Consider the following 7,626-nt stretch of genomic DNA (forward strand, 5'->3'; position numbering starts at 1 on the left):
TAAACATAATTTAACGCGTGATGCCTTGTGCATCACGCGTTTTTTGTTGTCATTAAATCTATGAAATAAAACAAGTCAAAAAATAATTGGAAAATTGCGTCACTTTTCACTCTTTCTTTTCGAAGGAGGTGAATGAGACATGAGCGTTCAAAAACAATTTGCGTCGTTAGTGCAGACGGCTGCCCAGGTGCGGGCAAGTGATTTATACGTGATGCCTGGTGAAGAAGGTTATCGGGTGTTTTGTTACACAGCAACCGGGATTCAACCATCGGCATCCCTAACTTCGGCTAATGGAGAAGCCTTGATTCGCCACATTAAATTCGAAGCCCAAATGGATATTAGTGAGACGCGACGTCCGCAGCTCGGCCGATGGTGTTATTTCCTTAATCAGGAACAACTGTATTTACGGATATCTAGTGTGGGAGATTTTTTGAACCGTGAATCAATTGTTGTGCGCCTGATATTCGCTGTTGATGACCAGCATATCCAATTAACGGCTCAAAGCGATGTGGCCGCCGTGGGCGAGGCAATGACGAGTGGTGCTGGGCTGATTTTGTTGGCCGGTCAGATGGGGTCAGGAAAAACGACAACGCTCCATTATTTAGCCTATCGGTATTTGACAGAGAAAATTGTGCTAACGATTGAGGATCCGGTTGAAGTGGTGCAACCAAACTTTTTGCAATTGCAGGTGAATAAGGCGGCCTGGATTATCCAGATTTGTTGAAGCTTGCCTTGCGTCATCATCCGGATGTGATGATTATCGGTGAAATTCGAGATGCCCAAACGGCGCAAATTGTGGTTGAAGCAGCTCTGAGTGGCCACTTAATTATCAGTACGATTCATGCGATGTCGCATCTGGGCATTTGGCATCGCTTACGTGATTTTGGGGTGCCAGCCGGTACGTTGCGCCAAGTCATGACGGGCATGGTTCATCAAAAACTAGTCATAACTGAGGATGGCGTCGCAGCAGACTTAGCCGTGTTAACTGGCGCTGACTTGCAAGAAAGGATGGCTGAGTGGCATGCGGAATAAGCGGTGGTCGAAAGCAGAGCAAGTGGATTTTTTTGAGACATTGGCGCAGTTGATTAGCGTTGGCTATGACTTGGAAAAGGCGTTAATCGCATTGCAATCATTGTTGCCTAAAGTACGGCGGGATTTGCAACGAATCATTGCTGGTCTGCGCGAAGGACGCCATTTTTATCAGTTAGTTACACCACATGTGCGAGCAGAAATCCGACGTGAATTAGCCTTCGCCGTTGTGCATGGCAATTTGATGGATATTTTAGCTGAAATTGGTAGCCGTGAAAGACGTCGCATGCAACAACTTCAAAAGTTACGCCAACTATTGTTGTATCCGATTGTACTGTTTGGTTTGTTAGCTGTGATATTTGCAGTCTTTATGCAATTCCTCTTGCCGGAGTTTACGAACATGGGGATGGCATTGCCAACGTTGTCTGGTCTACCGATTGTGCTGTTTATAATGGCGCTTGTATTTATTGGCGTCAGTGTTGCCGGGTGGGCTTGGTGGCGTCGACATTCTTGGCTACAGAGATTGGTGGTGATTCGACGTTTGCCGTTAATCGGGCCGGTCGTACGATTGAGTTTGGATTATCAAATTTCATTACAATTGGGATTGCTATTAACGAGTGGCGTGAGTTTTTCGGTAATTGTTAAGTGCTTTGCAAGTTTAGATGAAGGTGGTGTCCTAAAAGATGTGAGTCGACTGGCCGAAAAGTCGCTCACAGCAGGAGAAAGCATTGCTGAGTTTGTTGCAAAGGTACCGTTGCTTCCCCGGGAAAGCGAATTGTTGTTTTCAAAGGGCAAGCAGCAACAAGATATTGGTCGGGAGTTTCAACTACTGGCTGAACGAAAATTTGAATTATTAGAACGACGGATTGGTCGTTATTTATTGATTATTCAGCCATTATGCTTTGGTGTAATTGGCTTAGTTGTTGTCGGTTTATATCTATTGATGTTGATGCCGATGTATCAAAATATGGGGGATTTAATGACATGGTAAAGCAAAACAAGCGTAAGGGATTCACCTTGATTGAAGTTGTCACAACTGTTTTTATTATTGGCTTGTTGGTATTGCTGGTCTTGCCAAACGTTAACCATGTGCGTGCGTTCGCGGAACGTAAGCAACAAACAGCGTTGGTACAGACTGTTCAAACACAAGTCGACTTGTACCGTAATGAAAATGGTAGTGCACCAGCTAGTTTGAAGGATTTGGCCGATAAGGAATATTTGTCAGAAGGTCAACTGGCACAAATTGATAAGGCAGCCATTGCATTAAAGGGAGATCGAGTTGTTGCCGGCAAGAAGTAGAACGGCATTTACCCTAATTGAAAGCATTGTTGTGTTAGGTGTTATGGGCATGCTAGTAACCAGCTTTACCTTTATGGTAAGGCCTGACAAACAGAGTTGGTCGAAATTTGAACGTGAATTTAGCGAAGCGTTCATGGTTGCACGGCAAAAACAGGTTGGCCGAAATGAAGCCTTCTATATTCAGGTGCAGAAAGAACATGTGAATGTTGATGGCCAGATTGTTCGAGTACCCGAAAATTGGTTTGGTGGTGAAAAGGTGATTCGCTGTCAAGTTTTCACGATGGCGCCAACCAGCTTTTCACTCTATAACAAGGAAACAATGCGAAGACGAAATGTTGTCTTTCAATTGGGGGGCGGAACTTATCATGTTGAGACGTAAAGGCGCATTGTTGTCAGAAGCGCTCGTGTCATTATTGCTTGCGACGATGACAGTTTGCCTGATCGTGACAACGATTCAATATTTCAACCGTCAACGCATGGCAGAAGAGACACAAATGAAAGAAGCACGTCGACAATATTATGAGGAACAACAACGATGGCTGAGCGACGGGGCTTCACCCTATCCGAAACGCTTGTGGCTTTATTGGTCTTTAGTATGGCGCTAAGTTTATTTGGCTTGGTGATGACAAATCTAAAACAGCAGTACCAGAGTAATTACAACCAGCAACGTGAAGCGCAGGTCGCTCGGACGATAATGTCGTTGGAAGCGCCAGAAACAGGGCTGACACTAAAGACGTGTTTTAAGCGACAATTGATTTTATATAGCAAAATAACGAACAAAAAATACTATTTTGGTACCCGACCTAAGGTGCTCGTGTTGCGAACCGATCAAGGTGGAAACATGAGGTATCTAAATCAGGTCCGCAAGGTTACGTTTGTCCAATTGTCGAAACAACGTGTGCAAATGACTGTTGAATTTGAAGAAGGCGTTAGCGTAACACAGGAGATAACCTTTTATGAATGAGCGGCAGGGGAGCTTGTTAGCCCATACGTTAATGTTGATGTTGCTTTGCTTGAGTGGCTTTACGTTTTGGGTGGCGGGACAAACCCGACAACAACAAGTTAGACACCTAGTGATAACAAATTGGACAAAGCGACGAGAAGCGGTGTAGTTTTTAATGACCAACCCAGAAACGCCTGTTATGCCACGTAACACAACGACCTATCCATCGGTCATTGAAAGAGATACATTTAAAGAAGTTGTACTTGTCTCTGAGAAACATCGCGTTGTGATACCACGATATCGTCCAGTAAAGCCCTAGAATTGTTGAGAAACAGCTGAAACCTGCTACACTGTTAGTTAGTATAAAAAAGAGGTGAGCGCATGTTTGAGACAATTGAAAAAGCAGTAAAGCATTTACAGGCAGCCCAAAAGGAAATTGCTGACGCCTTGGATATGGCAGCAATTGAAGCGTTGGTTGTTATGTTTGAAGTGATGTTGAACCAAGAAGATGAAGAGTGGGCAACCCTTTCAGAAGAACAACGTACGGCAATTGTTGCAATGATTGACGATGCAGCATTTGATGGCATGACTGTTGAATTGAAGCGCCAAGTTTTGCAATTGCTTTTGGTTGCAACAATGCGTGAAGATGGTTTGCAAGCCAACTATCAAGTAACCCCAGATGCGATTGGTATGTGGGTTGGTTTCTTGGCCGAGCAATTTACAGCCAAGAACACGGCGACAAAGCTACTTGATTTGACGGTTGGAACGGGAAACTTGTTGGCCACTGTGCAACAAGTTCTTGCCCAACAAGGCAACACGATGACAATCAACGGTATCGAGAATGACGACACCATGTTAACGGTTGCCAGCGGTATGGCAGCATTGCTTGGCTTTGACTGGCAATTAACATTGGCCGACGCGGTGGCGAGTGAGTTGCCAACTGATCAAGATGTTGTTGTGGCTGACTTGCCAGTCGGTTACTATCCTGCTGAAGTGCCAAGTCACTTTGCGACAACCGCTGAAGATGGTTTGACTTATGTCCACCATTTGTTGATTGAACAAGCTGTTAACGCTTTGCGACCGGGTGGCATGGCAGCTATTATTGTGCCAGCAAATCTATTTGAGACGGAACAAGCCCAATCATTGTTGAAGTACTTGCAATCAGAAAACGTGTACTTCCAGGCTTTGTTGCAATTCCCAGACAAGCTGTTCGCAAACAAGGCTGCTGCCAAGGCAATCTTAGTTTTGCAACGTGCCGGGGGGGATGCTATCCAAGCAACGCCAGTTATGTTGGCAAAAACACCAGAATTGACGAACGTTGCAGAGAACAAAGATTTCGTGACAGAGATGACAGCATGGATGACTGCGAACCAAATGCTACACGCGTAGTCGTACGACTGACACACGTCCGAAATAGTTGACAAGATATTCATAAGAAATTGTGATATACTAATCTGCAGATATTGAACAATTCCGTTTGGAAAAGAGGAGACAAGTACACATGGCTAAGACTATGGCGATTAATGCCGGTTCATCATCATTGAAGTTTCAATTAATTGAGATGCCAGCAGAAAAGGTAATTGCAAAGGGACAAGTTGAACGAATCGGTTTGAGCGATTCAATTTTCACGTTGAAGTTCAACGGTGAGAAGTTTGAGTTGATTCAAGACATCGACAACCACGAGGCTGCCATTAACTTGCTATTGGAACAATTGAAGGAACACGAAGTCATTGCTGACTTGAACGAAATCACGGGTGTTGGACACCGTGTCGTTGCCGGTGGTGAGTGGTTTAACCACTCAGTTATCGTTGATGACGAAGTGTTGAACAAGATTGATCGCTTGGCTGCTTATGCACCATTGCACAACCCAGCTAACGCAATGGGAATCCGTGTATTCCAAAAGTTGTTGCCAAACGCCACGTCAGTAGCTGTATTTGACACTGCATTCCACCAAACGATGCCTCGTAAGAACTACTTGTATGCTTTGCCATACGAGTACTACACGAAGTATGGTGCACGTAAGTACGGTGCCCACGGAACGTCACACCGTTACGTTGCAGCCCGCACTGCCGAAATCTTGGGTAAGCCATTGGAAGACTTGAAGATTGTGACATTGCACTTGGGTGCTGGAGCTTCAATTACGGCTATCAAGGATGGTAAGTCATTGGATACGTCAATGGGATTCACACCATTGGCAGGTGTTATGATGGCTACGCGTTCAGGTGATGTTGATCCTTCATTGGTTTACTACATCCAGGAGCGCGAAGGTTTGACTAACGACGAAATGCTTAACATCCTGAACAAGAAGTCAGGTTTGTTGGGTGTGTCAACGTTGTCAGCTGACATGCGTGACTTGAAGGCTGTTCGTGATACTAATGAGCACGCTGAATTGGCTATCCAAATGTTCGTTGACCGTGTTGTTCGCTACATCGGTCAATACTACATGGAGCTTGAAGGCCTTGATGCTATTGTCTTTACGGCTGGTATCGGTGAAAACGCCGATGACTTGCGTTCAGAAATCATCAAGCGCTTGAACTTCATGGGCATCAAGATGAACGAAGAGCAAAACAAGCAACGTGATGATGAGATGATCATCTCAACGGACGATTCATCAGTTAAGGTTTTGAAGGTCGCAACTGACGAAGAAATCGTGATTGCTCGTGACGTTGAAACGTTGAAGAACGAACAATAATAAACAGTAAAAAGTGAGTCTGGTATTCCTATCGGACTCACTTTTTTATATGCAAAAGTTAAACGGCATAGCCTGCTCTGATGAGCAAGCTATGCCGTTTTTTGTTAGCCCGTGAAAAGGACACTGAAAATATCGGTGATTGTATTTTTAGATAGATTAAAAAGAGTTAAAAGGCGTTGTTCACAACGCCCTTTAAAGCGGTTATGAACAGAGCATTCAATCCACTTGTTATTGTATGAAGAAGGAAAGAGGAGGATGTCAGAATGAAAAGAAAACTACAACTTGCATTAGCAGTCGCACTAGCCATTGGTGTCAGCCAAGTCGGTACGACGGCATTTGCAGACAATAGTGCCCTTGGAGTCGATCCAATTTTTCCAGAGAGTCAAATTGACCCTAAGGTTGGTTACTACGACTTAAATGTGCAACCTAATCAAGAACAAACTTTGCAAGTGACATTGATGAATGGTAGCGCAAAGCCATTACGTGTTCACATGAGTGCAAATCCTGCTTCAACTAACGACAACGGCGTTATTGAATATGGCCAAAACAAAATTAAGCCTGATTCTTCTCTGAAAGCTAATGTTGGTCGGATGATTACGATTCAAAAGGAAGTAACAATTCCGGCCAATTCTTCAACAGTCGTTTCAGCTAAGTTGGCTGTACAACCAGCACACTTTAATGGTGTTGCCGTTGGAGGGCTTTCATTTTTAACTGATCCAGATAAGGGTTCACAAAAGGCGAAAGGAATGCAAATCAGAAATCGCTACGCATACGATGTTGCAGTTGTTTTGCATGAATCAAACGACACTGTGAAACCGGACCTACATATGCGTAAAGTCCGAGCTGCGCTAGTTAATTATCATACGGCCGTATTGGCACGTTTGCAGAATAACCAGCCTGCATTCATCACTGATATGAATTCACACGCTGTTGTTTATAACGCTAAGACTCACAAGAAGATCTTAACAGAAGATAAGAAGAGTCAAAAAGTAGCACCAAATTCACACTTTGACTACACGATGATGTTCGCAGATGGTCAAAAGTTAGCGCCAGGTAAATATGTAGCTGACATTAATTTGAAGGCTAACGAAGGTCACTGGCACTTTAAGCAAAGCTTTGATGTCTCAGGACAAAAGGCACACGCCATTAATAAGCAAAACGTAACGGTTAGTCATTTTGCTTGGTGGCAAACACTTCTACTCTTGTTGGTATTCTTGTTATTAGTATTGTTGATTACCTACTTAGTACGACGTAATCGAAAGCAAGCCGCTGAACTACGCCGTCTAAAGAGTGGTGTACGTGAGGTGAAGAATGATGAAAAGAATTAAAACGGTAAGTTTGCTCTTATGCTAGATTTACGGACAGATTTTTCTCTGCCCTGTAAACTAATAGCAGAGGAGCATTTTTTATATGATTCGATATTCACCAGAATTTAAGCAGTCTCTTGTCGAGATGCACAACCAAGGGCGTTCTTACACTGAACTAGCCGCTGAATACGGGCCTTCGGCCGATTCAATCCGTAACTGGGTCAAATTGTACACAGTCCACGAAGTGGACGGCGAAAAATGGACGCAAGCTGATGTAAACGCATTACAAAAGGAAAACGCCAAACTTCGCGAAGAACTTGAGATTTTAAAACGAGCCGCGGTGTTGCTTTCGAAGT

The 7,626-nt window shown here is 44.0% G+C and carries 8 protein-coding genes and 1 pseudogene; all 9 read left to right on the plus strand.

Annotation, left to right across the window (positions count from 1 at the left end):
* The first annotated feature begins 211 nt into the window (after nt 1-211).
* Nucleotides 212-1,032, plus strand: a pseudogene (locus C6P11_RS11445) (ATPase, T2SS/T4P/T4SS family).
* On the plus strand, nt 1,022-2,020 hold the full coding sequence (locus C6P11_RS03840; RefSeq protein WP_135518722.1) for a type II secretion system F family protein: 999 nt from the start codon (nt 1,022-1,024) through the stop codon (nt 2,018-2,020). The pseudogene C6P11_RS11445 and the gene C6P11_RS03840 overlap by 11 nt, the downstream one beginning before the upstream one ends.
* The gene (locus C6P11_RS03845) at nt 2,014-2,328 is read left to right on the plus strand and encodes a competence type IV pilus major pilin ComGC (protein WP_135518724.1); all 315 of its coding nucleotides are present in this window, start codon (nt 2,014-2,016) and stop codon (nt 2,326-2,328) included. The genes C6P11_RS03840 and C6P11_RS03845 overlap by 7 nt, the downstream gene beginning before the upstream one ends.
* Complete coding sequence (locus tag C6P11_RS03850) at nt 2,312-2,707, plus strand: type II secretion system protein (RefSeq protein WP_167849520.1); 396 nt, start codon at nt 2,312-2,314, stop codon at nt 2,705-2,707. Before C6P11_RS03845 ends, C6P11_RS03850 begins: the two co-directional genes overlap by 17 nt.
* Before the next feature lie 156 nt (nt 2,708-2,863).
* On the plus strand, nt 2,864-3,292 hold the full coding sequence (locus C6P11_RS03855) for a competence type IV pilus minor pilin ComGF (RefSeq protein ID WP_135518728.1): 429 nt from the start codon (nt 2,864-2,866) through the stop codon (nt 3,290-3,292).
* 360 nt (nt 3,293-3,652) lie between these two features.
* Nucleotides 3,653-4,660, plus strand: coding sequence for a class I SAM-dependent methyltransferase (locus C6P11_RS03860; protein ID WP_135518730.1), 1,008 nt, complete (start codon nt 3,653-3,655; stop codon nt 4,658-4,660).
* Nucleotides 4,661-4,772: 112 nt separating this feature from the next.
* Entirely contained in the window at nt 4,773-5,963 is a 1,191-nt protein-coding gene (locus C6P11_RS03865) for an acetate/propionate family kinase (RefSeq protein WP_135518732.1), read from the plus strand.
* Between the two features lie 263 nt (nt 5,964-6,226).
* Nucleotides 6,227-7,291, plus strand: a complete 1,065-nt coding sequence (locus tag C6P11_RS03870; protein ID WP_135518734.1) for a DUF916 and DUF3324 domain-containing protein — start codon at nt 6,227-6,229, stop codon at nt 7,289-7,291.
* 82 nt (nt 7,292-7,373) lie between these two features.
* On the plus strand, nt 7,374-7,626 hold a 253-nt coding region (locus C6P11_RS03875), incomplete at its 3' end, for a transposase (RefSeq protein ID WP_245298287.1).

This window comes from Weissella confusa (assembly GCF_004766315.1).
Classification (GTDB): domain Bacteria; phylum Bacillota; class Bacilli; order Lactobacillales; family Lactobacillaceae; genus Weissella; species Weissella confusa_A.